This window comes from Vogesella sp. AC12, assembly GCF_024437575.1.
Classification (GTDB): Bacteria; Pseudomonadota; Gammaproteobacteria; order Burkholderiales; family Chromobacteriaceae; genus Vogesella; species Vogesella indigofera.
On the sequence record NZ_JANFNU010000005.1, the window covers coordinates 205607 to 228879 of the forward strand.

General features: G+C 66.0%; 21 protein-coding genes and 1 riboswitch. Of the genes, 8 read left to right on the forward strand and 13 right to left on the reverse strand.

Translation table 11 applies throughout. The features are described 5' to 3' along the window. Window positions 1–35: 35 nt before the first annotated feature. A complete protein-coding gene (locus NOM55_RS10475) occupies window positions 36–263 on the reverse strand; it encodes a hypothetical protein (protein ID WP_047966036.1) in 228 nt (75 codons plus the stop codon). Window positions 264–457: 194 nt separating this feature from the next. Here NOM55_RS10475 and NOM55_RS10480 point away from each other — a divergent pair, with 194 nt between their 5' ends. Continuing rightward, entirely contained in the window at window positions 458–1519 is a 1062-nt protein-coding gene (locus tag NOM55_RS10480; protein ID WP_255908525.1) for a nuclease-related domain-containing protein, read from the forward strand. Window positions 1520–1671: 152 nt separating this feature from the next. Here NOM55_RS10480 and NOM55_RS10485 read toward each other — a convergent pair whose 3' ends face one another. The 4 genes from NOM55_RS10485 to NOM55_RS10500 form a co-directional block, all read right to left on the reverse strand. After that, on the reverse strand, window positions 1672–2439 hold the full coding sequence (locus NOM55_RS10485; protein ID WP_255908527.1) for a slipin family protein: 768 nt from the start codon (window positions 2437–2439) through the stop codon (window positions 1672–1674). Continuing rightward, complete coding sequence (locus NOM55_RS10490; protein ID WP_255908528.1) at window positions 2436–3794, reverse strand: nodulation protein NfeD; 1359 nt, start codon at window positions 3792–3794, stop codon at window positions 2436–2438. The genes NOM55_RS10485 and NOM55_RS10490 overlap by 4 nt, the downstream gene beginning before the upstream one ends. A 466-nt stretch (window positions 3795–4260) precedes the next feature. Beyond that, entirely contained in the window at window positions 4261–4389 is a 129-nt protein-coding gene (locus NOM55_RS10495; protein WP_255348020.1) for a hypothetical protein, read from the reverse strand. 291 nt (window positions 4390–4680) lie between these two features. Then, window positions 4681–4890, reverse strand: a complete 210-nt coding sequence (locus NOM55_RS10500) for a glycine zipper 2TM domain-containing protein (RefSeq protein ID WP_047966040.1) — start codon at window positions 4888–4890, stop codon at window positions 4681–4683. A 225-nt stretch (window positions 4891–5115) separates the two neighbouring features. Here NOM55_RS10500 and NOM55_RS10505 point away from each other — a divergent pair, with 225 nt between their 5' ends. Both NOM55_RS10505 and NOM55_RS10510 read left to right on the forward strand, forming a co-directional pair. Next, window positions 5116–6144 (forward strand): META domain-containing protein, encoded by a 1029-nt coding sequence (locus NOM55_RS10505; RefSeq protein WP_255908529.1) that lies wholly within the window; start codon window positions 5116–5118, stop codon window positions 6142–6144. Between the two features lie 111 nt (window positions 6145–6255). Next, window positions 6256–6750 carry a hypothetical protein gene (locus NOM55_RS10510; RefSeq protein WP_255908530.1) on the forward strand — a complete coding sequence of 165 codons (495 nt, stop codon included), beginning with the start codon at window positions 6256–6258 and terminating at the stop codon, window positions 6748–6750. Window positions 6751–6872: 122 nt separating this feature from the next. On the opposite strand, the gene NOM55_RS10515 is transcribed toward NOM55_RS10510, so the two are convergent. From NOM55_RS10515 to corA, 3 genes are all read right to left on the reverse strand, one after another. Beyond that, entirely contained in the window at window positions 6873–7292 is a 420-nt protein-coding gene (locus NOM55_RS10515; RefSeq protein WP_255908531.1) for a helix-hairpin-helix domain-containing protein, read from the reverse strand. 136 nt (window positions 7293–7428) lie between these two features. Then, the gene (locus NOM55_RS10520) at window positions 7429–9588 is read right to left on the reverse strand and encodes a malate synthase G (protein WP_255908532.1); all 2160 of its coding nucleotides are present in this window, start codon (window positions 9586–9588) and stop codon (window positions 7429–7431) included. Between the two features lie 133 nt (window positions 9589–9721). Further along, window positions 9722–10693: a magnesium/cobalt transporter CorA gene (corA, locus tag NOM55_RS10525; protein WP_255908533.1), complete on the reverse strand. Its 972-nt coding sequence runs from the start codon at window positions 10691–10693 to the stop codon at window positions 9722–9724. Window positions 10694–10833: 140 nt separating this feature from the next. Between corA and NOM55_RS10530 the strand changes: the two genes are divergently transcribed. Together NOM55_RS10530 and NOM55_RS10535 are read left to right on the forward strand one after the other, a co-directional pair. Beyond that, window positions 10834–12597, forward strand: coding sequence for an ABC transporter transmembrane domain-containing protein (locus NOM55_RS10530; RefSeq protein ID WP_255908534.1), 1764 nt, complete (start codon window positions 10834–10836; stop codon window positions 12595–12597). 74 nt (window positions 12598–12671) lie between these two features. Next, window positions 12672–13679 (forward strand): nucleoid-associated protein, encoded by a 1008-nt coding sequence (locus tag NOM55_RS10535; RefSeq protein ID WP_120811296.1) that lies wholly within the window; start codon window positions 12672–12674, stop codon window positions 13677–13679. A 232-nt stretch (window positions 13680–13911) separates the two neighbouring features. Here NOM55_RS10535 and NOM55_RS10540 read toward each other — a convergent pair whose 3' ends face one another. After that, window positions 13912–14544 (reverse strand): transcriptional regulator, encoded by a 633-nt coding sequence (locus tag NOM55_RS10540; RefSeq protein ID WP_255908535.1) that lies wholly within the window; start codon window positions 14542–14544, stop codon window positions 13912–13914. A 113-nt stretch (window positions 14545–14657) separates the two neighbouring features. After that, window positions 14658–15626, reverse strand: coding sequence for an ornithine cyclodeaminase family protein (locus tag NOM55_RS10545; RefSeq protein WP_255908536.1), 969 nt, complete (start codon window positions 15624–15626; stop codon window positions 14658–14660). Between the two features lie 423 nt (window positions 15627–16049). Here NOM55_RS10545 and NOM55_RS10550 point away from each other — a divergent pair, with 423 nt between their 5' ends. Together NOM55_RS10550 and NOM55_RS10555 are read left to right on the forward strand one after the other, a co-directional pair. Then, on the forward strand, window positions 16050–16829 hold the full coding sequence (locus NOM55_RS10550; protein ID WP_255908537.1) for an ABC transporter substrate-binding protein: 780 nt from the start codon (window positions 16050–16052) through the stop codon (window positions 16827–16829). 104 nt (window positions 16830–16933) lie between these two features. Continuing rightward, the gene (locus NOM55_RS10555; protein WP_255908538.1) at window positions 16934–18175 is read left to right on the forward strand and encodes an FAD-binding oxidoreductase; all 1242 of its coding nucleotides are present in this window, start codon (window positions 16934–16936) and stop codon (window positions 18173–18175) included. A gap of 97 nt (window positions 18176–18272) precedes the next feature. On the opposite strand, the gene NOM55_RS10560 is transcribed toward NOM55_RS10555, so the two are convergent. The 3 genes from NOM55_RS10560 to NOM55_RS10570 form a co-directional block, all read right to left on the reverse strand. Further along, window positions 18273–19673: an L-serine ammonia-lyase gene (locus NOM55_RS10560; RefSeq protein WP_255908539.1), complete on the reverse strand. Its 1401-nt coding sequence runs from the start codon at window positions 19671–19673 to the stop codon at window positions 18273–18275. Window positions 19674–19759: 86 nt separating this feature from the next. Next, window positions 19760–21013 carry a serine hydroxymethyltransferase gene (glyA, locus tag NOM55_RS10565; protein ID WP_255908540.1) on the reverse strand — a complete coding sequence of 418 codons (1254 nt, stop codon included), beginning with the start codon at window positions 21011–21013 and terminating at the stop codon, window positions 19760–19762. A gap of 249 nt (window positions 21014–21262) precedes the next feature. Next, window positions 21263–21352: riboswitch (glycine riboswitch) on the reverse strand. 181 nt (window positions 21353–21533) lie between these two features. Continuing rightward, window positions 21534–22178 carry an NAD(P)-dependent oxidoreductase gene (locus NOM55_RS10570; protein WP_255908541.1) on the reverse strand — a complete coding sequence of 215 codons (645 nt, stop codon included), beginning with the start codon at window positions 22176–22178 and terminating at the stop codon, window positions 21534–21536. 109 nt (window positions 22179–22287) lie between these two features. Between NOM55_RS10570 and NOM55_RS10575 the strand changes: the two genes are divergently transcribed. Next, complete coding sequence (locus NOM55_RS10575) at window positions 22288–23190, forward strand: LysR family transcriptional regulator (protein ID WP_255908542.1); 903 nt, start codon at window positions 22288–22290, stop codon at window positions 23188–23190. Window positions 23191–23273: the final 83 nt, after the last annotated feature.

Below are 23273 nucleotides of genomic sequence, written 5' to 3' on the forward strand. Positions count from 1 at the left end.
ACGTTGTTTTGCGCTTGGTTACGCCGCAGCAATGGTCAGGCCAGCAGGCGGCAATGCCATTGCTTCAGATCGGCGGGGATGCCGAGGTCGCGCGGGTTGCCGAAGGGAGGCCAAGGGCTGTGGCCTTCGGCCAGCGCCTTGGCTGCTTCTTCCGGGGTCGGGTAGGCGGCCAGCGCCTCGCCCTCGTGCATGATGTGGTAGCTGCCATCGAGCGGCACGATCTCGAAGGGGCCGTAGCGGGTGTCGTAGGTCCAGCATTTCATGATGATGCCTCCTTACTTTTAATGGTAGTCGACATGGCGCGGCGCGGCAGATTGAGCTACATAAAATGCGGTTCGATACTTATTGGCCCCGAAAGTTGGCCGCAAGATGGCTTGTGGTGCTTGCCGACACGACAACGATGACTGCATGACGAGGTTATAATGCGACTTCCTGTCCAAAAAACTGCACCTCATCCATGATCCTGAAAGAAAAGACTTTTACCGAAGCCCGTGACTGGAAGCAGGCGGCGGGTGACGCGGCTGAAAAAGAGATGGCGTTTTATCTGCGCCGCTATTTCGGTGACGACAGCGAGGTGTATGTGCTGAACGATATCCGGCTGGAGATGGATGGCGATGCTGCGCAGATGGACCATGTGCTGATTCATCCCGCCGGGTTGACCATCATCGAGAGCAAGAGCGTGGCCGGCAAGCTGCAGATGAAGGCCGATGGCGAGTGGCTGCGCTGGTATGACGACCGCTCGTCCGGCATGGCGTCGCCGATTGTGCAGGCCAAGCTGCAGGCGGAGTTCTTGCGCAAGTTTTTGCGCCGCATGGCCAAGCAGCCGCAGGTCATTGATGCGCTGGCTATCGACTTCATGATCGCCATTTCCAGCAAGGGTCAGTTCATCGCCCCCAAGGGCGAGACGGTGGCCGAGGTATGCAAGGCCGACTTGGTGGGGGAGCGTATTCGCGCCAAGGTGGCCGGGGCGGTGGCATTTCCGGCGCCGTACCGCAAGATTCTGGGCGAGTACATGAGCCGGATGCATACGCCCAAGGCGCAGCCGGCGCCAGTTGCGCCTGCACCTGTAGCGGAAGCGCCGGTGGCGCGGGAACCGGCTCGTGAGTATGCGGCAACGCTGGTCGAGGTGGTGATGGCCGCGCCGGCCACTCCGCTAAAGCCGGCCGCAACGCCGCCGGTCGCGGCGCCGGTGTATCGTCATCTGGATTACATTGGCGACAAACTGCGCCAGGCCAGCTTCTGGGAACGGCTGCTGCGTGACGAGGGGCCGCAAAAGGAATATGTGACGTATTGCAAGGCGTGTGCCTCGCAGCAGCTGGAATTTCGCTATGGCAAATATGGCTACTATCTGAAGTGCCTGGCGTGTGGCGAGAATACCGGCATCAAGCTGGACTGCCGTTTGTGTGGTCGTCAGGCCCGGCTGCGCAAGGAGAGCGAGTTGCTGTATGTCGAGTGCGAGGCCTGCAAGCTGAGCGAGGTGCTGCACCGCAATGACCGGCCGCTGCCGAATCTGCCCTGAAGTAGCCCGTGTGCCGCCAGTCGCGGTAATGGTCTGTACCTGAAGGTTGGCCGCAAGCGAAAAACGCTTGCGGCCAACCTTTTTGCATCTGCGCGGTCGTTGCGCGCTGTCGCTGCGTGATGGGGCAGCGCTTGCCGCCGCCGCGCCTCGCTTCATTCCGGCGGGGTTTTGCCGCCGCGCAGCGCCTGCAGGATGTCCATCGGGAACACGATGGTGGAGCTCTTGTCGCCGGCGATCTGCGTCAGCGTCTGCATGTAGCGCAGCTGCATCGCTTCCGGTTGCTGCGCCAGCATGCGCGCCGCGCCCAGTAGCTTTTCCGATGCCTGCAGCTCGCCCTCGGCGTGGATGATCTTGGCGCGCCGCTCGCGCTCGGCCTCGGCCTGGCGGGCGATGGCGCGGATCATCGATTCGTTGAGGTCGACGTGCTTGATCTCGACATTGGACACCTTGATGCCCCAGCCGTCGGTCTGCACGTCGAGCGCCTTCTGGATGTCCAGATTCAGCCGTTCGCGCTCGGCCAGCATTTCGTCCAGCTCGTGCTTGCCCAGCACCGAGCGCAGTGTGGTCTGCGCCAGCTGGCTGGTGGCCTCCAGGAAGTTGGCGACCTGGATGATGGCGCGTTCCGGATCGACCACGCGGAAGTAGAGCACGGCGTTGACCTTCACCGACACGTTGTCGTGCGAGATCACGTCCTGCGACGGCACGTCCATCACCACCGTGCGCAGGTCGACGCGCACCATCTGCTGCACGCCGGGGATGACCAGGACCAGCCCCGGCCCCTTCACCCGCCAGAAGCGGCCGAGCATGAACACCACGCCGCGCTGGTATTCGCGCAGGATGCGGAACGACGACGCGATCAGCAGCAGTACCAGCAGCGCCAGGATCAGCATTAACAAGCCACCGCCCATTTCGTAACTCATGGTGATTCTCCTTTGTCGGGGTCGCTGCTTGGCGTCACCTCCAGCAGCAGCCCTTGCCGCGCGGTGACCCGCACCGGCTGGCCGCGTTTCAGTGGCGTCGCGCTGTGCACGCGCCAGCATTCGCCGCGGATGCTGGCCCAGCCTTCGCCGTCCAGATCGTCGAGCATTTCGCCGTGGCTGCCGATCAGCGCCACTTCGCCGCCGACCTGTGGCTGGCGGCGGGCCTTGAGCGCCATGCCGCTGACCAGGAACACGAACAGGCCGGAGATGGCCGCCAGCGCCACGATCAGCCCCAGTGGCACGCCGAGGCCGGGCTGTTCGGTATCGACCAGCATCACCCCGCCGATGACGAAGGCGACGATGCCGCCCAGCCCCAGCGTGCCGAAGCTGGGCAGGAAGGCCTCGGCGATCATGCAGCCCAGCCCCAGCAGCACCAGCGCCAGCCCGGCGTAGTTGACCGGCAGCATTTGCAGCGCGTACAGCCCCAGCAGCAGGCAGGTGGCACCGACCACGCCGGGCAGCACGAAGCCGGGATTGGAAAACTCGAACAGCAGGCCGTAGATGCCCAGCAGCATCAGGATCATCGCCACGCTGGGGTCGGTGATCACGCCGAGGAAGCGGCTGCGCCAGTCCGGCGGCAGGGTGATGACTGCGGCACCGGCGGTGTGCAGCACCCGTGTGCCGCTGGCCATCGGCACGCTGCGGCCGTCCAGCCGCTGCAGCAGGTCGGGGATGTCGCGCGCGGTGAGATCCACCACCCGCAGCGCCAGCGCGTCGCCGGCCGACAGGCTGACGGCCTCGCGCACCGCGCGCTCGGCCCATTCCACGTTGCGGCCACGCAGCTGCGCCAGGCCGCGGATGTAGGCGGCGGCGTCGTTCACCTGTTTGCGGCTCAGTGCATCCTGGTTGCTGCTGGCCGGGGCGCTGCTGTCGGGCTTGCCGGCCTTGTCCGGCGGGCCGGTCATGCCGATCTGCACCGGGGTGGCGGCGCCGAGGTTGGTGCCGGGGGCCATCGCGGCGATGTGGCTGGCGTACAGGATGTAGGTGCCGGCGCTGGCGGCGCGGGCGCCGCTGGGGGCGACGAAGCTGGCCACCGGCACCGGCGAGGCGAGGATGGCCTTGATGATCTGCCGCATCGAGGTATCCAGCCCGCCGGGGGTGTCCATCTGCAGCACCGCCAGCTGCGCGCCCTCGCGCTGCGCGCGCGCCAGGCTGCGGCCAACGTGGTCGGCGCTGGCCGGGCCGATGGCACCGCTGAGCGGGATGATGACGACCGGTGCCGGCGTGGCTGCCGCCGTCAGGCCAGGCAGCAGGGCCAGCCAGACCACGGCGATGAACTGCCACAGCTTGCTCATTGCAGGACTCCGCGCCATGGGGGCGCTGCTTTCAGTCTAGACCATGGCGCCGCTCGCCATGCGCGGGCGCGCGCGGTCTGCCGCGTGGCCCTGCGGCCGGGGCTGGGCCAGTTCGGGAGCGGAGTTGCGGTCGGGATGATGAGTTCGTGCTTGCCGGTTGAGCAGGCGCACAGCGCCCGTTGGCTGGCGGCGTGATCTGCATGGCGGGGTGTGTGACGGGCGCGCGCGGTCTGCTGCGTGGCCCTGCGGCCGGGGCAGTGTCAGTTTGCGATGCTGGATTGCGGTTTGCGCGATGCGTGGGCGGCCGCCGGCTGGAGCACAGGCGCTCTGCACCCGTTGGCTGTCGGGGTGAGCTTCATGACGAGGTGAGGGGCGAGTGGCTCGCCTGTTGCTGCCTGGCGCGGGAGTCGTGACCAGGCAGCGTAAGGGGCTCGTTACTGGTGGACGGGGTAAAAGCGGGCGGGGTTCAGTGCGGGGGTAGCAGAGGAGGGGTGTCGCCAGCGTGTTTCTTCAGCTGTTTGGCGGCGCGTTTCTCCTTCGGCGTGTGCTGTGCCTGCTTTTTCGCTTCCTTGGTACTGTGTCGGATTTTGCCCATGATGCTGCTCCTTGGCGAAGTCGCGGCGGGAGGTCGCGGCTCATACCGCAGTATAGCCGCTGATCGCCGGCTGACCATGTGCCGATGCGGCGGTCTGGCGTGCCGGTGCTGTCGTTAATGGTCTGTTCTGTAACGGTTTTCCGGTGCGGTGTCTGTGTGCTGCTTGTTGCTTGCCGCGCCGTCTGCGGCCAACGTTGGCCGCCACAAACAAAACCGCCGTCACGGCAGCGTGACGGCGGTGGTGTGGTCGGGCGCGCAGTGCGCGCCCGGTGCTTGTAACGGCGAGGCGGCTTACTTGATGCCGCCGTTGCCGATGACGCCGCCGACGGCCGCGCCACCAAGGGTGCCGAGGGTGTCTCCGCCGGTCAGGACCGAGCCGGCCACGCCGCCGATGGCAGCACCGATGGCGGCGTTACGCTGGTTCTGGGTCATGCCGGCGCAGCCGGTCAGTGCCGCGATGGCGGCCAGCAGGATCAGCGAACGGGTCAGGGTTTGTTGCATGGTGTACTCCTTGGATGGGGCTGGTGGGGAATGGACCAGCTGATGCTGTTCACCGCGCTTAGAAGGCATACTGGCGGGCAAGTTCCGTACCGCTGGCGGATGGCGGCGCATTCCGCCGCTAATCAGCCGCCGCCGGCCGTTTGCGCGTGGCCGGCCAGCGCTGCGGAACGCTCCGGCACCGGGCCGGTCCCAGCCTGTCCCTTACTGTCCACCAAGGAGTCTGCGTTGCTGAAATCCTCACTCATGCGCGGCCTGCTGCTGTTGCTGCCGCTCACGCCGCTGCCGGCGCCGGCGCAGTCGCTGCCCGACTATCCGGCCACCTATCGCGGCGAGCTGCCGTGTGCCGATTGCGCCGGCGTCAGCTGGCAGCTGGATCTGTGGGACGAGCGCTATTACACCCTGCGCCAGGTTTATCGCGGCAAGCCGCAGCCGCTGCAGCACGACCAGATGGGCGTCTGGCGCATGGAGGACGGCCGGCTGCATCTCAGTGCTGCCAACGAGGCGCCGTTGCTGTTTGCGGTGCGCAATAAGCGGCTGACCAAGCTCGACAGCGACGGCCGCCTGATCGTGTCGCGCCTTAACTATTCGCTGCGCCGCGCGCGCCAGTTTGCGCCGATCGAACCGCGGCTGCAGCTGAGCGGCCTGTACCAGTACATGGCCGATGCCGGCACCATCGAACTGTGCGAGCTGGGCATGCGCCTGCCGGTGGTGGCGGAGGGCGACAACGTTGCGCTGGAACGCGCCTATCTGGCCACGCGGCAGCGGCCCGGCGAGCGCCTGCTGGTGCGGATGGAAGCGACGCTGGCGCCACGCCACGACGAGGCCGGCTACCGGCTGAGCGTGATTCCGCAGCGCTTTGGCAGCATCAGCCAGCGCCAGCGCTGTGATGGCACCGTCCCGGACACCACCTTGCAACGGCTGCAGCAGGAGCGCTGGCACTTGCGCACGCTGGCGGGCAAGCCGATCGCCGCCAATGTGGCGCGACCTTATTTCGAGCTGGATGCCGCCACGCAGCGGGTGAGCGGCGTGGCCGGTTGCAACCGCTTCGGCGGCAGCTACCGCCTGTCGCCGGCCAAGCTGCGCTTCCGCCAGCTGACCAGCACGCGGCAGGCCTGCCCGCAGCCGCAGGAGATCGAGCCGGCCTTCCTTGCCGCACTGAAATCGGTACGGCGCTGGCAATGGCAGGGTGGCGACTTGCTGTTGCTGGACGAGCACGGCCAGCAGCTGGCGAGCCTGATGCCGCTGCTGCACTAGGGTCGGGCACGGTGGCTGACGCAGGTCATTTCACTGGCATGGTGCTGATGGTATGTTGAGTGGTCACGCACTGCGGCCGAGCGGCGCGTGCTTTGCACAAGGGGAGAGAAGATGAGATACCGCTCAACGCTGCTGCTGGCCTTACTGGCACCGCTGCTGGCACAGGCCGGCGAGCCCAGCCCGGTGGACAATGCCGTGGATGCCAAGATCAAGACCTGCATGGCACCACTGAAGAAGGTGGCCAGTTTTATCGTCAAGGACGGCGGCCATGCCTCGCACGATATCTGGAATGACAAAGACGCCGACCGCCGGCCGTTTTCCAGCCTGATCGCCAAGAAGTATTCGGATGGCGACAGCCACGTGTCGATGAGCGTCGGCCCGGACAAGTCGGGCCGGTGTTCGGCGGAATACAACGAAACGGCGTACTGGCCGAAGGCCTGCACCGTGCTGCGCGAGGAAATCTACGGCGAGTTCAAGTATCACGCATCGCTGAACGAGAGCACCACCATCCTGCGCAACGACGACAAGTCGGTGTACGTGTACCTGACGCCGCAGATGCAGGGCAACGGCTGCCTCAGCACCCGCCGCGAGGTGATTTACTACTGAGCGACCGTTGCCAGGGTTGGCCGCAGCGTTGCGGCCAACCTTGGGCACACCCCAAAAAAACGCGCCATCCGTGGATGGCGCGTTGTCGTTGGCGGAGGCTGTATCGCAGGTGACCGGCCGGCTCAGTTGCCCTTGCCCTTGCCGCCACCGTTACCGCCACCACCGCCGTTACCGCCGCGCTGGCTGTCGCCACTCTTGCCCTTGCTGCCGGGGCTGCCCAGATCAACGCTGCTGCTCTTGCTGGCCGGGATGGCGGGCCGGACGCCGGGAATGGCCGGCGCGGTGCCGGAACGGGTGGTGACTGGCTCGCCGTTGATGGTCAGCGACGCGCGCACGCGGTTGAGATCGCCCTGGGTGATGCCCTTGATCGCCAGCAGGTCACGGCTGTTGGTGAAGGTGGTGGTCAGCTGCGCGTCGACGATGCGCTGCGCATCGGCGGTGCTGAAACCGGCGGCCACCAGCTCGTCGTAGCTGGCGTCGTTGATGTCCAGCGCCATGGCCGGCGCCGCCAGCAGGCTGAGCAGGATGATCAGTTGCTTCATGGTGTCCTCCCGGATAAGCGACAGTGCAGTATAGTTCGCGCCGCCGCGGGCGCCGGCCTTGTTGCGTCGGCGTGTCCGGCATGAAAAAACGCGCCATCGGCGATGGCGCGTTTGCGGGGCGATGGGGCGGCGGCGCTTACTGCGCCTTGGCCACGAGACGCCAGGCGTGCAGCAGCGGCTCGGTGTAGCCGGATGGCTGTGCGCAGCCCTTGAACACCAGATCGCAGGCAGCCTTGAAGGCAACGGAGGTATCGAAATTGCCGGCCATGTTCTGGTACAGCGGGTCGCCGGCGTTCTGGGCGTCGACCACCGCCGCCATGCGCTTGAGCGTTTCCATCACCTGCGCCTCGCTGGTGATGCCGTGGCGCAGCCAGTTGGCGATGTGCTGGCTGGAGATGCGCAGCGTGGCGCGGTCTTCCATCAGGCCGACGTTGTGGATGTCCGGCACCTTGGAGCAGCCGACACCCTGGTCGATCCAGCGCACCACGTAGCCGAGGATGCCCTGCGCGTTGTTGTCCAGCTCCTGCTGGATTTCGGCGGCGCTCCACTGCGGGTTGGCCGCAACCGGAATGGTCAGCAGCTCGTCCAGTACGTCGATGGTTTGGCCTTCCAGCCCCTGTTGTACCTGCTGCACGTTTACCTGGTGGTAGTGCAGTGCGTGCAGCACGGCGGCGGTCGGTGACGGCACCCAGGCGGTGTTGGCGCCGGCTTTCGGGTGGCCGATCTTCTGCTTCAGCATTTCTGCCATCAGGTCCGGCATCGCCCACATGCCCTTGCCGATCTGGGCGTGGCCGCGCAGGCCGCAATCGAGGCCGACCTGCACATTGCTGCGCTCGTAGGCGGTGATCCACTTGCTGGTCTTCATGTCGCCCTTGCGGATCATCGGGCCGGCTTCCATCGCGGTGTGCATCTCGTCACCGGTACGGTCGAGGAAGCCGGTGTTGATGAAGGCGACGCGGTGGCGGGCGGCGGCGATGCAGGCCTTGAGGTTGACGCTGGTGCGGCGCTCCTCGTCCATGATGCCCAGCTTCACGGTGTACTGCGGCAGGCCGAGCAGGCTTTCCACCGCGCCGAACAGCTCGTTGGCGAATGCCACCTCGTCCGGGCCGTGCATCTTCGGCTTCACGATGTAGATCGAGCCGGCGCGCGAGTTGCCGCGGCGCTGCTGGTCGTGCAGCGCGATCAGGGTGGTGACCACCGCGTCCATGATGCCTTCCGGAATCTCGCGGCCGTCGCCGTCGAGGATGGCCGGGTTGCTCATCAGGTGGCCGACGTTGCGGATGAACATCAGGCTGCGGCCGTGCAGGCTCAGCGTGTCGCCAGCCGGCGTCAGGTACTGGCGGTCGGCATTCAGGCGGCGGGTGATGGTTTTATCGCCCTTGCTGACTTCCTCGACCAGATCGCCCTTCATCAGCCCCAGCCAGTTGCGATAAACGACCACCTTGTCGTCGGCATCGACGGCGGCGACGGAATCCTCGCAGTCCATGATGGTGCTGATCGCCGCTTCCATCACGATGTCCTTGACCCCGGCGCCGTCCTGCGCGCCGATGGCGCTGGCCTTGTCGATCTGGATCTCGAAGTGCAGGCCGTTCTGTTTCAGCAGGATGGCGCTCGGCGCGGTGGCGTCGCCGTTGAAGCCGATGAACTGGCCAGGCTGCTTCAGGCCACTGCGGTTGCCGTCGTTCAGTTGTACCTGCAGCTGGCCGGCCACCACGGTATAGGCGGTGGCGTCAAAGTGCGAGCCGTTCTCCAGCGTTGCCGCCTGGTCGAGGAAATCGCGACCGAAGGCGATCACCTTGCCGCCGCGTACCGCGTTGTAGCCGCCGGCACGGCTGGCGCCGCCGTCTTCGCTGATGGCGTCGGTGCCGTACAGCGCATCGTACAGGCTGCCCCAGCGCGCGTTGGCCGCGTTCAGCGCGTAGCGGGCGTTCATCACCGGCACCACCAGCTGCGGGCCGGCCTGTTCCGCGATTTCGCTGTCGATGTTGCTGGTGCTGATCTGCGCGTCGGCCGGAACCGGTTTCAGGTAGCCGATGCCGGCGAGAAAGGCCTTGTAGGCGGCCATGTCGGCGATCGGGCCGGGGTGGGCGCGGTGCCAGGCGTCGATCTCGCTTTGCAGGCGGTCGCGTTCGGCCAGCAGCGCGCGGTTCTTCGGCGCCAGCGTGTGCACCAGCGCATCGAAACCCTGCCAGAAGGCGGCGGCATCGACGCCGGTGCCGGGCAGCGCTTCCTGTTCGATGAAGTGGTAAAGGTTGGCCGCAACGTGCAGGCGGTGGTTCTGGATGCGCGTAGTCATGAAGTTTCTCTCTTTGTCGTCGTGCGCCGGATGAGGGCGCTTTGCTTTAGCGAATGAATCGAGTGTACCGATGTCATGGTGGGGGTAAAAGCGCCAATAATCGATAACATCTTTTACTTTTAGTGGGGTAATGCTACAGCCAGCCGGCGCGACGGAAGCGGCGCCACAGCAGCACATCCAGCACCACCATGCTCAGCAGCGACAGCGGGTAGCCCAGCGGCGTGCGCAGCTCCGGCATGTAGTCGAAGTTCATGCCGTAGATGCCGGCGATCATGGTCGGCACCGCGAACAGCGCGGCGTAGGCGGCCAGCTTCTTGCTGATGCTGCTTTCGTCCAGCGAGATCATCGCGATATTGACCTGGATGGCGGTGGCCAGCAGGTCGCGCTGCGATTCCACGGTGTGCAGGATGCGCGACAGGTGGTCGTCCACGTCACGGAAATACTCCGGCAGCTCGTGGCAGGGCGGCGGCACGCGGCCGCCGTACAGCCGCGCAGTGGCCTCGTGCAGCGGCGCGGCGGCGTGGTGGACGGTGATCAATTTGCGCTTGAGCGCGTACAGCGCCGCAATATTGCGTCGCGCCGAGCTACCCTTGAGAAACAGCCGGCCTTCGATGCTGTCCAGCTCGTCTTCCAGCTGGTGGATCACGGCCAGGTAGCGGTCGACCACCGCATCCATCAGCGCGTACAGCACAAAGCCGCTGCCGTGCGCCAGCAGGTGCGGCTCGCGTTCGCAGCGTGCGCGCACGTCCTGGAAGCCCTTGCGCGTCTGGTTGCGGATCGACAGCAGGAAGTTGCGGCCAACGAACAGGTCGACCTCACCGACGTGGATGCCGTTCTCGCGGTCCGGCTCCAGCGTCTTCATCACCAGAAACAGGGTGTCGCCGTATTCGTCCAGCTTCGGGCGCTGGTGGCCGTGCAGCGCGTCCTCCACCGCCAGCGGGTGCAGCGCGAACTGGTGGCCGAAGTGGCTGATTTCGTCCGGGGTCGGGTCTTGCAGCGCGACCCACACCAGGCAGTCCGGCTTGGCCAGGTGTTCGGGGATGGCGTTTACCGGGATGTCGCCGAGTTTTTGGCCGTTGTGGTAGGCAACGCAGTTGATCAGCATGACGGGCCTTGTGGTGGTCGGCGCGGCCGCCGGCAGGGCAGGCGGCGCCGGATGGGGATGGCAATTGCGGTGCCGCTCTTGAAAAAAGCGTACCGTTGCGGCACTTGTTACGCATCGTATGCTAATTGTGGAGTGCTGCCGTGGCTAGCCCAGGTTTATTGCAACGTCTTACCCCGCTGTCCGGGCTGTGGCCGTTTTTGCGGCCGTATCGCGGTCGTGCGCTGCTGGCCGCGCTGGCGCTGCTGGTGGCGGCCATGGCCACGCTGCTGCTGCCGGTGGCGTTCCGCTACCTGATCGACCACGCCTTCGTGCAGCGCGAGGCGGTCGACGGCTACTTTCTGGCGCTGTTGGCGCTGGCGCTGGTCCTGGCGCTGTTCACCGCGCTGCGTTTCTATCTGGTGTCGTGGCTGGGCGAGCGCGTCACCGCCGACGTGCGCAGCGCGGTGTACCGCCACGTGATCCGCATGAGCCCGGAATACTTCGAGACGCTGCAAACCGGCGAGGTGCTGTCGCGGCTGACCACCGACACCACGCTGGTGCAGACCGTGATCGGCACCAGCCTGTCGATGGGGCTGCGCAACATCCTGCTGATGCTGGGCGGGCTGGTGATGCTGGCGGTGACCAGCCCCAGCCTGACCGGCTACATCCTGGTGACGCTGTTGCTGGTGATCCTGCCCATCCTGGTCTTCGGCCGCCGCGTGCGCACGCTGTCGCGCGCCAGCCAGGACCGCATCGCCGATTCCAGCGCCATGGCCGGCGAGACGCTGAACGCGGTGCAGACGGTGCAGGCCTTCGCGCAGGAGGCGCGCGAAACCGTGCGTTTCGACGGCTCGGTGGCGCTCAGCTTCGACACCGCGCTGGCGCGCATCCGCGCCCGTTCGCAGCTGACGGCGGTGGTGATCATGCTGGTGTTCGGCGCGGTGGTGTTCGTGCTGTGGCTGGGCGCGCGCGCGGTGCTGGCCGGCGAGATGAGCAGCGGCCTCTTGGCGCAGTTCATCCTCTACGCGGTGGTGACCGCCGGCGCCATCGGCGCGGTGGCCGAGGTGTGGGGCGACCTGCAGCGCGCCGCCGGCGCCACCGAACGGCTGATGGCACTGCTGGCACAGCGCTCGCCGGTACAGCCGCCGGCGCAGCCGCTGCCCTTGCCGGCAACGGGCGATGGCCTGCAACTGCAAGACGTCGGCTTCGCCTACCCGTCGCGACCCGGGCAGCCGTCGCTGTCCGGCATCACCCTCGCCATCCGCCCCGGCGAGCAGGTGGCGCTGGTCGGGCCGTCCGGCGCGGGCAAGACCACGCTGTTCCAGCTGCTGCTGCGCTTTTATGATCCGCAAGTTGGCCGCATCACGCTCAACGGCACCGATATCGCGCAGCTGGACCCGCAGGCGCTGCGCCGCCACATCGGCATCGTGTTGCAGGACACGGTGATCTTCGGTGCCAGCGCGCTGGAGAACATCCGCTACGGCCGGCCCGACGCCACGGACGAGGAGGTGTTCGCCGCCGCCCGCGCCGCCGCCGCGCACGAATTCATCGAGCGCCTGCCGGAGGGCTATCACAGCTATCTAGGCGAGCGCGGCGTGCGCCTGTCCGGCGGCCAGCGCCAGCGCATCGCCATTGCGCGCGCCATCCTGAAAAACCCGCCCATCCTGCTGCTGGACGAGGCCACCAGCGCGCTGGATGCCGAATCGGAACAGCTGGTGCAGCAGGCGCTGGAGCGTGCCGCCGCCGGGCGCACCACCATCGTCATCGCCCACCGCCTGGCGACGGTGAAGCAGGCCGACCGCATCGTGGTGCTGGAGCAGGGCCGCATCGTGGCGGAGGGCACCCACGCCGAGCTGCTGCAGCGCTCGCCGCTGTACGCCAGGCTGGCCGCCTTGCAGTTCGGGCTGGCCGAGGTGGTGGCCTGAGCTGCGGCCAACCTTGTTGTGCGGGGCAAGGGCGGCGATAATCGCGCCTTGATTGAATGAGGACAGATCCGAGCATGCTGATTAGCGAATCCAGGGTAGAGCGTTTGGTGGTACACCGTGTCGGCAATCCGGCGCGTGGCGAGCCGTTGCAGCTGTCGCACAAGGCCATCGGCGTGGACGAGGCGGTGTCGGCGCTGATTCTGGACGGCTACCTGAAGGGCATCGTCTCCGACAAGAAGAAGTACCAGTTCTTCCACGAGACCGATCTCAACCTCAACGAGCTGTACCACTACACGCGGCAGTTTTTCCGCGGCGACGTCGATCTGCTGGAGGTGTCGCAGCGCATCGCCAAGCACCTGTTCGCGCGCTCGCAGCACCCGAACATCGCCGCCGGCGACCTGCTGGTGATCCTGTTCTCCGGCCTGGGCGAGGCGGACAGCCCGCAGCGCGCGCTGGGCGTGTTCAAGGCGGAAATCCAGGAGGATTTCCTCACCATCGTCGAGAGTGGCGAGGTGTTCGACATCAGCCACGCCAGCGGCATCAACCCGCGCCTGATCGACAAGGGCGCGCTGATCCTGGAAAACGGGCCGCTGCTGTACGCGGTCGACCGCCAGGGTCACGAGGCCAAGTTCTGGCTCGACGACTTCCTGCAGGCGATGCGGGTGCCGGATACCAGCAGCAGCAGCAAGCTGGTGGCCGAGGTGATGGAACAGATCTCGGAAGAGATCGAAGACCCGCTGGCGCAGGTGCGCTTCAAGGATGAGGTGATGACGCTGTGCAAGACGGTGCCGGAGGTGTCGCCGCGGCAGATGGGCAGCATGGCGGAGCGCTACGTCGAGCCGGAGCAGATCGGGCGCCTGTTCGACAGCGCCGCCGAGAACTACGGCTTTGCGCTGGAGAGCGACGTGCGGCTGCCGGCGCAGGGCATGGCGCGGCGCCTGGAAAAGAGCTGGAGCAAGGTCGGTGTCGGCAATGGCATCAGCCTGCTGCTGCCGTCCGATCTGAGCCTGCAGAACGTGCAGACGGTGAAGGGTGACAACGGCGAGCTGCAGATTACGCTGCGCCTGCTGCAGAAACAGTAAGAACCTGCTCAATGCCTGCTGCGACTTGATCGCAATAGGGGCGATACCGCGTTAAAAACGCCTGCGGAATGCTGGTTATATTCAGTTAAATGCCGCTTCCTCAGGCATTTTCGCCTTGTCTCGCTCTAGCTCGCGAGACCTTGAACAGGTTCTAAACCTCCGGCCGTGCGCGGCCGCAGACAGCAAAAGGTTGGCCGCAGCGATGCGGCCAACCTTTTTCATTGGCGGACGCCTATTTCAGCGTCTGCAGGTATTTGTACACCGTGGCGCGGCCGAGGCCGAGCACGTTGGCGATGTAGTGGGTGGCGCTCTTGCCGTTGAAGGCGCCCTCGGCGTACAGCGCTTCGACCAGCTCCTTGCGGTGCTGGCGCGACAGGGTATTGAGCGCCAGCTGCCGCTCCTGCAGCCAGCGGTGCATGAAGGTGTTGATGCGCTCCTGCCAGTCGTCACGGAACAGCTCCGCCGGTTGTTCCACCAAGCCAGCGCCCTTCAGCAGCATGCCCAGCATGCCGTGCATGTCCTCGAACACCGCGATATTGAAGTTGATGCACATCACCCCCAGCGCGGCGCCGGCATCGTCAAACAGCACCGAGCTGACGCAGCGCATCTTGCGGCCGTCCCAGTTCACCTTTTCATACGGCCCGACGTAGCGTTCAGCGATGGTGCGCTCGATTTCCTCCAGCGCCGATTCGTCGCCGATCTCGCGCCGCGACAGGTTGTTGGCGAGGTAGAGCACGCGCTGCTGCGCCAGGTCGTGGATCACCACCTCGGCGTAGGGAAAGAACAGCTTGGCGATGCTGTCGGCGAGGTGGCTGTAGCGCGACAGCAGCAATTGCTGCGGCGTAGGGCTGGGCGTGGACGTCATGGTCGGATCGGGCGCAACGGCAGGGACAGCGATAGTGCCTGATGCAGCGGGCAGGGCACAAGCCTTGCGCCCGCCGGCCGCCGTCAGACCGTCCGCGGTGTGCCGCTGCGGACTCATTGCGCGGCCTGCGCCTGTTGCAGCAGTGCGCAGGCGATGGCGATGTCCTGCAAGCCCATGCCGATGGAGCGGAAGAACACCGGGCGCTGGTAGTCCGGCAGCGCGCAGCGCTGGCTGACCAGATCGGCCAGATCACCGACGATGCGGTCGCGCTGCCAGCTGCCCTGCTGGCTGGCGAGCACCATCTCGCCGGCGCTGTCCGGCGTGCTGTGCTTGTGGTCGCAGTACACGTCCATCGCGGCGAGGCTGGCCGGTGCCACCTCGTGCGCGTTGACGGCATTGGTGCTGATCGAGGTGATCAGCGCCGCTTTGCTGAGCGTGGCCGGGTCCAGCACCGCCGCGGCGGAGGAGGTACACAGCATGATCACGTCGGCGTTGTCGCAGGCGGCATCCACGCTGCTGCTGATCTCGATGCGCGGGTCCAGCGCCTGCAGTTGTTGCTGCAGCTCCGGCTTGGCGGCGAGATCCGGCGCGTACACGCGGATGCGCTGCCAGTCGCGTAGCGGCAGCACGTGGCGCAGGTGCGCCTGGCCGAGCGCGCCGCAGCCGATCAGTGTCAGCTGGCGGCTGTCTTGCCGCGCCAGCAGCTCGATGGCCAGCGCGCTGGTGCCGGCGGTGCGTTCCACCGTCAGCAGGCCGGAATCGCAGAACAGCAGCGGCTGGCCGGTTTGCATCGACATCAGGCTGGTCCAGGCACTGATCACCGGCCGGCCGTCGGTGACGATGTAGGGCGACAGCTTGGCGCCGAACACGCCGGCATCGGCCAGTACGCCCTGATAGGTGATGACGTCGCCGGCGCCTTGCGGGAACAGGGTCAGCGTCTGTGCCGGCTGTACCGCGCGCTCGTGCGCCAGTGCCTGGAACAGCGCGCTCAGCGCGGCGCGCACCGGCAGCGCCGGCAGGTAGTCGCGCACCTGTTGCTGGTTGAGGAGCAGGGGCGCGGCGTGGTGGTCGATGTGGTTCATGCTGGGCTCTCGTATTGGTGTGCTCGGGCACTGCCGGATGGTAGACCGTGGCAGGCTTGTTTGTTGTATTAAATTCCATTGTGGAAAAAAAGTCTACAAATTGTGTGGCGGCCATTTTTCCAGGGGTTTGCTGGTGTTTTTGGCTGCTTGTTTGATGTCAAGTTGTTGTTATTTAAATGATAAATTGCAGCTCAATACATGGATTTGTCATGGGGTGGTCGGCTTTGACCGCCGTGTCTGGTGGGTGGCGGTCAGATTTTTTATAAATTAATTGTCCAAAGTAGAAAAAATGTCTATCTTGTGACCGAGCCAAAGCAAGACGTGAACGCAGCCCCGCCGGCTGCCAAACCACGCAGGCGCCATGGCCTGGCCAGGCGCAACGGGACGGGACGTTACCCGCTACAGGAACAAAGGAGACATTTCATGATCAGCAAACGCGTTCGCAATGCCGTTTTCCCTCTGCTGGCCTGCCTCGCCGGTACCGCCATGGCGCAGGGTGCGCCGCTGCGCATGGGGCTGGAGCCGTTCTACCCGCCGTTCGAGAGCAAGCAGGCCGACGGCCAGCTGGTCGGCTTCGACATCGATGTCGGCAAGGCGATCTGCGAGCGCATGGCCGCCAAGTGCAGCTGGGTGGAAACCTCGTTCGAGGGCCTGATCCCCGGCCTGAAGGCGAAGAAGTTCGACGTCATCAACTCGGCGATGAACATCACCGCCAAGCGCCGCGAGTCCATCGACTTCACCGCCCCGATCTACATCGTGCCGATCCAGATGGTGGCGCGTCGCGACAGCAAGCTGACGCCGACCGTGGCCAGCCTGAAGGGCAAGACCGTCGGCGTGCTGCAGGGCGCCACCCAGGAAGACTTCGTGCGCAAGCACTGGGAGAAACACGGCGTGAAGGTGGTTGCCTACCGCGACCAGGCGCAGATTTTCCTTGATCTGGCCGCCGGTCGTCTGGATGCCGGGGTGCAGGAAGCGCAGACTGCGATGGAAGGCTTCCTCAGCAAGCCGCAGGGCAAGGACTTTGACTTTGCCGGCGGCGTGATCAGCGACTTCGCCACCCTCGGCGAGGGCACCGGCATGGGCCTGCGCAAGGGCGACCCGCGCAAGGCCGAGCTGGACAAGGCGATTGCCAGCCTGAAGCAGGACGGCACCCTCAGCAAGCTGTCGCAGAAGTACTTCCACCGCGACATCGTCGCCAAGTAAGCGGCGTGCAAGGTTGGCCGCAGGCTGCGGCCAACCTTGCAGATTCCGTTGCCATGGCCGCTGCTCGCAGCGCCCATGGCAACTGCATCTGAAAGAAGCACAACATGGATTTCGACATCATCGTCCTCGGCGCCGGCATGATCGGCGTTTCTTCTGCCATCGCCCTGCAGCAGCGCGGCTTGCGCGTGGCGCTGCTCGACCGCCGCGCGCCCGGCGAGGAAACCAGCCACGGTAACGCCGGCCTGCTGGAACGCGCCGCCGTGGTGCCCTACGGCTTCCCGCGCAATATCGCCAGCGTGCTGCGCATCGGCCGCAACCGCAGTGCCGACGTGCGCTACCAGCCGTCCAGCCTGCTGCAGAGCGCGCCGTGGCTGTGGCGCTACTTCCGTGCGTCCGCCCCGCATCGCCTCGCCGCCGCCGCGCACGACATGCTGCCGCTGATCAGCCGCAGCCTGGACGAACACGCCACGCTGATCGCCGCGGCCAATATGCGCGGGCTGTGCAGTGACGACGGTCTGTTCGAGGCCTACCGCACCGAGGCCGGCTTTGCCGCCGAGGCCGCCAACGCGCGCCGCATTGCCGCCGAACACGGTCTGCAGTTGCAGATCCTCGACGCGGCACAGCTGCGCGCCGCCGAGCCGGGCCTCGGCGAGGGCTTCGCCGGCGCGGTGCACTGGCGCGACCCGCAGCGCATCAGCGATCCGGGTGCACTGACCCGCGGCTATGCCGCCTATTTCGAGAGCCTGGGCGGGGTACTCCTGCAGCAGGAGGCCACGGCGCTGGTCCCGGACGGCAGCGGCTGGCAGGTGGTCACCAGTGGCGGCACGCTGCGCGCGGCGCAGGTCGTCGTCGCCATGGGGCCGTGGTCCGATGACATTTTCCAGCCGCTGGGCTACCGCATTCCGCTGCAGACCAAGCGCGGCTACCACATGCACTACCGGCCTCTGGGGCCGGGGCTGAGCTACACCGTGGCCGACGTGGAAGGCGGCTTCGTGGTATCTCCGATGCAGCGCGGCCTGCGCATCGCCACCGGCGTGGAACTGGCGCGGCGCGACGCCGCCCCCAACTACGCGCAGCTGGAGCAGGCCGAGGCGCTGGCGCGCGGGCTGTTCCCGCTCGGTGAGCGGCTGGATGTCACGCCGTGGATGGGCAGCCGCCCGTGCCTGCCGGACATGCGCCCGGCGCTGGGCGCCGCACCGCGCCACAAGGGCCTGTGGTTCAACTTCGGCCACGCCCACCACGGCCTGACGCTGGGGCCGGTGTGCGGCCAACTGCTGGCGCAGGTGATCTGCGGAGAGACGCCGTTCACCGATCCGGCACCGTATGCGCCGGCGCGCTTCCTGTAGCCGGACGCGTGAATGCAAAAAGCCCGCCGAAAAGGCGGGCTTTGTCGTTGCGGCCAACCTTGTGCAAGGTTGGCCGCAGCTGTCGCGGATGGTGCGCTCAGCACTCGACGATGTTGACCGGCACCTCGATCACGTTGATCGCCAGCCCGCCGCGCGCGGTTTCCTTGTACTTGGTGCTCATGTCGCGGCCGGTGTCGCGCATGGTCTTGATCACGCGGTCCAGCGACACGAAGTGCTGGCCGTCGCCGCGCAGCGACATCCGCGCCGCGTTGATGGCCTTGATCGACGCCATCGCGTTGCGCTCGATGCACGGCACCTGTACCAGGCCGCCGACCGGGTCGCAGGTCAGCCCCAGATTGTGTTCCATGCCGATCTCGGCGGCGTTTTCCACCTGCTCCGGCGTGCCGCCCAGCACTTCGGCCAGGCCGCCGGCCGCCATCGAACAGGCGGAGCCGACTTCGCCCTGGCAGCCGACTTCGGCGCCGGAAATGGACGCATTGAGCTTGAACAGGATGCCGATGGCGCCAGCGGTGAGCAGGAAGCGCACGATGCCGTCGTCGCTGGCGCCGGGGATGAAGCGCGCGTAGTAGTGCAGTACCGCCGGGATGATGCCGGCGGCGCCGTTGGTCGGCGCGGTCACCACGCGGCCGCCGGCGGCGTTTTCCTCGTTCACTGCCAGCGCGTACAGGTTCACCCAGTCCAGTACCGTCAGCGGGTCGCGCAGCGCCGCTTCCGGCGACGACAGCAGCTTGCGGTGCATGTCGGCGGCGCGGCGCTTGACCTTCATGCCGCCGGGCAGGATGCCCTCGCGCTCGCAGCCGCGCTTCACGCAGGCCTGCATCACGTGCCAGATGTTGAGCAGGCCGCTGCGGATCTCGTCCTCGCTGCGCCACGCCAACTCGTTCTCCAGCATGATCTGGCTGATGCTCTTGCCGTGGCGCTGGCACAGCGCCAGCAGCTCGGCGCCGCTCTTGAACGGGTGCTTCAGCTCGGTGATGCCCGGTGGCACGAAGCCGGCGTCGATCGCCGCCTCGTCGACCACGAAGCCGCCGCCGACCGAGTAGTAGGCGCGCTTGGACAGGCTGCTGCCGTCGGCGGCAAACGCCTCGAAGATCATGCCATTAGGGTGATAGGGCAGCGCCTTGCGCTTGTGCAGGATCAGGTGCTCGGACTCGATGAAGTCGATCTCGTGCGTGCCCAGGAGTGCGATGCGCTTGTTGTTGCGGATGGCGGCCAGCATGCCGTCGACGGCATCGGTGTCGACCAGGTCCGGGTATTCGCCCTGCAGCCCGAGCAGTACCGCCACATCGCTGCCGTGGCCTTTGCCGGTGGCACCGAGAGAACCGAACATTTCGGATTTGACGCTGGCGGTCTGCGCCAGCAGGCCGTCCTTTTCCAGCCGGGCGACGAATTGCCGCGCCGCGCGCATCGGGCCGACGGTGTGGGAGCTGGACGGGCCGATGCCGATCTTGAACAAATCAAAAACACTGATTGCCATGTTGCTTCTCTTGAGGTGGTGCCTGCGGCGCAGGTTCTGTTTTAACTATAGTCGGGCGCCGTCGGAATGACGGCGCCCGCTGCTGCTTAGCGGTAAACCGGGAAGGCGGCGCACAGCTCCGCCACCTGGCGTTTCACGCGGGCGGCGACATCGGCGTTGTCGATGTCGTCGAGGATGTCACACACCCAGTGCGCCACCTGGCCGGCTTCCGCTTCCTTGAAGCCGCGGCTGGTGATCGCCGGGCTGCCGATGCGGATGCCGCTGGTGACGAACGGGCTTTGCGGGTCGTTCGGTACCGCGTTCTTGTTGACGGTGATGCAGGCGGCACCCAGCGCGGCGTCGGCGGCCTTGCCGGTGAGGCCCTTGTCGATCAGGCTCAGCAGGAACAGGTGGTCATCGGTCTTGCCGGACACCACCGTGTAGCCACGCTGCTGGAACACCTCCACCATGGCGCGGGCGTTGGCCAGCACCTGTTTCTGGTAGTCGACGAATTCCGGCTGCAGCGCCTCGAGGAAGGCTACCGCCTTGGCGGCGATCACGTGCATCAGCGGGCCGCCCTGGATGCCGGGGAACACCAGCGACTGCAGTTTCTTTTCCAGCTCGGGGTTGGCCTGCGCCAGGATCAGGCCGCCGCGCGGGCCGCGCAGCGTCTTGTGGGTGGTGGTGGTGACCACGTGCGCGTGTGGCACCGGGTTCGGGTACAGCCCGGCTGCCACCAGGCCGGCGACGTGCGCCATGTCGACAAAGAAATACGCGCCGACGCTGTCGGCGATCTGGCGCATGCGCTTCCAGTCCACCACCAGCGAGTAGGCGGAGAAGCCGGCGACCAGCATCTTCGGCTTATGTTCGCTGGCCAGACGCTGCACTTCGTCGTAGTCGATCTCACCAGTGTCCACGTTGATGCCGTACTGCACCGCGTTGTAAATCTTGCCGGAGAAGTTGACCTTGGCGCCGTGGGTGAGGTGGCCGCCGTGCGCCAGGCTCATGCCCAGCACGGTGTCGCCCGGCTGCAGCAGCGCCATGTACACCGCGGCGTTGGCCTGGCTGCCGGAGTGCGGTTGCACGTTGGCGTAGTCGGCGCCGAACAGTTGCTTGGCGCGGTCGATGGCCAGCTGTTCGGCGACATCGACGTGCTCGCAGCCGCCGTAGTAGCGCTTGCCGGGATAGCCCTCGGCGTACTTGTTGGTCAACTGGCTGCCTTGCGCCTGCATCACGCGCGGGCTGGTGTAGTTCTCGGAGGCGATCAGCTCGATGTGGTCTTCCTGGCGTTGTGCCTCGGCCTGCATCGCGGCCCACAGTGCGTCGTCGAAACCGGCAATCTCCATCTCTTTGGTAAACATCGTGCATTCCTTTTTCTTGGCGCGAACGGCAAAGGTTGGCCGCAACCGCGCTGGTAGTGGCGGCAGGGTCGGGCAGGGCGTTGACGCATGGATGTGCGGCGTAAAGGACAATGGCGCCCGCCCGGCGTCTGCCGGACGATGCCCCCTCTGTCCCTTTGCCTGAGAGATTGCGGCGCACGGTGTACCCACCGGGCCATGCTTCCTTCGGCGAGATCCGGCCTTGCGGCTGATCTACTCTCCAGAGTGCCAGACGTCGCTGCAGTTCTTTTGCCTGAGAGTTTCCGGGGCGATTCCCCTTCGGCGCTGTCAGCGAATGACAGTCTCTCCTGCAGCGGCTTGATTGGCTGGTCGCAATCTAGTGAAGCGGCGCGCGGCTGTCAACGCATCGACGACAGTATTCAATGTGCTGTTGCAGCAAAAAAACCTGCCGCAAACGCGCCGATCCAGTCGGATCAGGCGTTCGGCAGGGTTTGCACTGCAAAACCGTATGCTTATATAAGGTGTGCTATCGCGGCGGGAATCAGACGCTGGCGACGGTAAAGCGCTGGCGGTGGTGTTGCGGCTGCAGCGCTTCGTCCACTACCGCCACGGCGAGGTCGGCGTCGCTGATGCCGGCCGGTGCTTCGCCTGCCATCAGCAGCTCGTTACCGCCGAGACGGTACTGGCCGCTGCGCGCACCCGGCGACAGCAGCGCCGGCGGCGACACGAACACCCAGTCCAGCTGCGTTTCCTGTTGCAGCAGGTTCAGCGCCTGGCGCGCGCCCTCGGCACCTTCCTTGTATTCCGCCGGGAAGTGCGGGGTGTCAATCAGCTGCACGCCGGGGGCGACGAACAGGCTGCCGGCACCGCCGATCTCGATGAAGCGCGGTACACCGGCGGTCTTGACCCCGGCGACGATAGCCTGGTGGCCGGCGAGGAACAGCGCGCGGATGTCGGCCTTGTCCCAGCCGGGGTTGAAGGCGCTGATCACCACGTCGTGGCCGGCCACGGCACGGGCCACCTCGTCGGCGTCGTAGGCATCGGCGGCCACCACCTCAAGGTTGGCCGCAGCAGCGATGCGCTCGGGACGGCTGGCGATGGCGGTGACGGCGACATTGCGCGACAGCAGTTCTTTCAGGATGGCCGAGCCGACAAAGCCGCTGGCGCCGATCAGTGCGATTTTCATGAGTGCTCCTTGCTGCCCGCTGACGGGCGGTGATTGATGAGAGTAGTGTAATTGCCGATTCACATTCCGATAATCCGTCGTAAAATTGATTGATTGTTAAGTTGAAATAATGAATATGGACGAATTGCGCAGCATGGCGGTGTTTGCCCGGGTGATCGAGAAAGGCTCGATGAACGCGGCGGCGCAGAGCCTCGGCATCACGCCGTCGGCGGTCAGCCAGCATCTGCGGCGGCTGGAGCAACGCCATGGCGTCACCCTGCTACAGCGCACCACGCGCAAGCTGACGCTGACCGAGGCCGGGCAGCTGTTCTATCAGGGCTGCGCGGCGATGCTGGCGGCGGCGCGGCAGGCGGAGCAGCAGCTGTCGGCGCTGCGCGATGCGCCGGTGGGCGAGCTGCGCATCTCCGCCCCCAGCGGCCTGGCCGGCGGCGTGCTCAGCAGCGCGCTGGCACCGCTGTTGGCGGCCAACCCCGGCCTCAGCCTGCGGCTGTTCTTTCACGACGAGATGGTGGACCTGCTGGAGTTGCAGATTGATCTCGCGATCCGGGCCGGCAAGCTGAAGGATTCGTCACTGGTGGCGCGCCATCTGGCCGACTGGCACTTTGTCATTTGTGCGTCGCCGGTCTATGTTGCAAAGCATGGCCTGCCGCAAACACCGGCCGAGCTGTTGCAACACGACTGGGTCGGGGTGGCCGCGCACGAAGGCTTGAGCCGCTTGCAGTTGACGCGCGGTGCAGAAACGGTGACTTTATCGATGCCGCCGCGTATCAGCAGCAACAATATCCTGTCGGCGCGTGCCTTTGTGCTGGAAGGCTTGGGCCTGTCCTTGCAACCGGAGCCGGAAGTACGCAAGGAACTGGCCGCCGGTCTGCTGCAGCCGGTGCTGAGCGAGTGGAGCCTGCCGGAATTGCCGTTGTGGATGGTGACACCGCGGCGCGAGGGGCAACCTGCAAAAGTGCGACATGCAATGTCGGCATTGCAGGCGGCCTTGGGTGGCGAACGCCATCTTTGACATTGGCAAGGGCGGTTTGTTGCCGGATTGTTTCGATATTGTTATATAAAAATGCCAGCTAATGAGGATTGTGCGCAGAATAC

Coding starts and splice junctions, on each gene's coding strand:
- NOM55_RS10570 (WP_255908541.1), bottom strand. CDS start 22,178: ATGAAAATCGCACTGATCGGCGCCAGCGGCTTTGTCGGCTCGGCCATC.
- NOM55_RS10520 (WP_255908532.1), bottom strand. CDS start 9,588: ATGACTACGCGCATCCAGAACCACCGCCTGCACGTTGCGGCCAACCTT.
- NOM55_RS10560 (WP_255908539.1), bottom strand. CDS start 19,673: ATGGCAATCAGTGTTTTTGATTTGTTCAAGATCGGCATCGGCCCGTCC.
- glyA (WP_255908540.1), bottom strand. CDS start 21,013: ATGTTTACCAAAGAGATGGAGATTGCCGGTTTCGACGACGCACTGTGG.
- NOM55_RS10550 (WP_255908537.1), top strand. CDS start 16,050: ATGATCAGCAAACGCGTTCGCAATGCCGTTTTCCCTCTGCTGGCCTGC.
- NOM55_RS10545 (WP_255908536.1), bottom strand. CDS start 15,626: ATGAACCACATCGACCACCACGCCGCGCCCCTGCTCCTCAACCAGCAA.
- NOM55_RS10540 (WP_255908535.1), bottom strand. CDS start 14,544: ATGACGTCCACGCCCAGCCCTACGCCGCAGCAATTGCTGCTGTCGCGC.
- NOM55_RS10480 (WP_255908525.1), top strand. CDS start 458: ATGATCCTGAAAGAAAAGACTTTTACCGAAGCCCGTGACTGGAAGCAG.
- NOM55_RS10475 (WP_047966036.1), bottom strand. CDS start 263: ATGAAATGCTGGACCTACGACACCCGCTACGGCCCCTTCGAGATCGTG.
- NOM55_RS10490 (WP_255908528.1), bottom strand. CDS start 3,794: ATGAGCAAGCTGTGGCAGTTCATCGCCGTGGTCTGGCTGGCCCTGCTG.
- NOM55_RS10575 (WP_255908542.1), top strand. CDS start 22,288: ATGAATATGGACGAATTGCGCAGCATGGCGGTGTTTGCCCGGGTGATC.
- NOM55_RS10485 (WP_255908527.1), bottom strand. CDS start 2,439: ATGAGTTACGAAATGGGCGGTGGCTTGTTAATGCTGATCCTGGCGCTG.
- NOM55_RS10510 (WP_255908530.1), top strand. CDS start 6,256: ATGAGATACCGCTCAACGCTGCTGCTGGCCTTACTGGCACCGCTGCTG.
- NOM55_RS10515 (WP_255908531.1), bottom strand. CDS start 7,292: ATGAAGCAACTGATCATCCTGCTCAGCCTGCTGGCGGCGCCGGCCATG.
- NOM55_RS10495 (WP_255348020.1), bottom strand. CDS start 4,389: ATGGGCAAAATCCGACACAGTACCAAGGAAGCGAAAAAGCAGGCACAG.
- NOM55_RS10555 (WP_255908538.1), top strand. CDS start 16,934: ATGGATTTCGACATCATCGTCCTCGGCGCCGGCATGATCGGCGTTTCT.
- NOM55_RS10535 (WP_120811296.1), top strand. CDS start 12,672: ATGCTGATTAGCGAATCCAGGGTAGAGCGTTTGGTGGTACACCGTGTC.
- corA (WP_255908533.1), bottom strand. CDS start 10,693: ATGCTGATCAACTGCGTTGCCTACCACAACGGCCAAAAACTCGGCGAC.
- NOM55_RS10500 (WP_047966040.1), bottom strand. CDS start 4,890: ATGCAACAAACCCTGACCCGTTCGCTGATCCTGCTGGCCGCCATCGCG.